The organism is Moorena sp. SIO4E2 (genome assembly GCF_010671945.1).
Classification (GTDB): Bacteria; Cyanobacteriota; Cyanobacteriia; order Cyanobacteriales; family Coleofasciculaceae; genus Moorena; species Moorena producens.
The window spans coordinates 1-1185 of the sequence record NZ_JAAHIE010001342.1; the positions used below are offsets into that span (position 1 = coordinate 1).

Annotated in this window: 1 protein-coding gene; it reads left to right on the forward strand. The window is 29.6% G+C overall.

Annotated elements, in window-relative coordinates:
• The first annotated feature begins 172 nt into the window (after window positions 1-172).
• On the forward strand, window positions 173-1180 hold the full coding sequence (locus F6K37_RS43530) for an iron-containing alcohol dehydrogenase (RefSeq protein WP_287257363.1): 1008 nt from the start codon (window positions 173-175) through the stop codon (window positions 1178-1180).
• The last annotated feature ends 5 nt before the right edge of the window (window positions 1181-1185 follow it).

Sequence of the window (1185 nt, forward strand, 5' to 3'; positions counted from 1 at the left end):
TCAAATTCTCTATCCTATCATCAACTAAAACAGCCTGATTATAGTTGATGATAGGATAGAGAATTTGTGTAAATCTTCAAAAGTTAAGTGTTATTTCGCCTCTTGGGGTTATGGTAAAGGAAATAATACATTTGAAACATATAAGGTTAGTTAAACAGTAGTCAAACTTATTATGAAGTCTACATTACATATTTCAAAAAATTCGATAGATAAATGCATAGAAAAAATTCTAATAAATGAAAAAATAGACGGTAGTATTATAGGTCCAACTGTCTATTCAATGAATTGTTTTGCTCCCATTTACGAGCATTTTAATAAAAATCAGCTACCGATAATTGTACCAAAATATCCTTTATTTTATTCAAATATTGAGAAATTAAAGTTTCCTACCAGTGGTCAACGTTTTTTAGTTTTTGGGGGGGGAAGTCTCATAGATTTTGTAAAAGTTTGTGCTCAACGGGATAAAATTTATTTAACTGTTTTGTTATCTTCTATTTCCAATGATGGATTTTCATCTAGTTTTAGTTCGTTAAAGGCGGATGAAATGTCATATAATCAGAGTTATCCATCAAAAGCACCTCAGTCTGTTTATGCTTGTTTGCCCTTATTAAATAAGCACATGCCACATAAATTTTGGATTAGTGCTCTGGGTGAATTATTATCAAAATTGAATGTGTGGGAGGACTTAAAAGTTGATAAGAAAGTCAAGGAATTTGATCAAACACCTTTTTATCAAATTGAACGATTTATAAACAAATACACGAAACGTAATGAAAACTCATTAATCGAAATAATCAAACAGCTTTACTCATTTTCTTTATTAATGAAAAATGATAGTAGTTGGTGTAGCCGTTCTGAACACGAATTTGAGAAGTTATATGCAGCAGATAGTGACATGTCACACGGTAAATTAGTTTTAATGGGTGCTTTAGTTGCCATGAAGATAAGATGTATTTATAAATTACCTGATTTATATGAGCAGTTATTATATTATTGTCGAAAATTAGAGATAACCTTAGAATTAAAACAAGGATTTGATACTATTATAGAATCAAATACTTATAAAAGAATGAAAAAACTATCTTCAGTACGACCTGAAAGATTTGGCTTGTGGAATATTGTAGATTCCACAACTGTTGACTGGAAAATGATTATCAAAGAAATAATCAAGGAGTTATAGATATC

What these genes read in the sequence shown, in the direction of transcription:
- F6K37_RS43530 (WP_287257363.1), top strand. Translation starts at nt 173, where the DNA reads ATGAAGTCTACATTACATATTTCAAAAAATTCGATAGATAAATGCATA.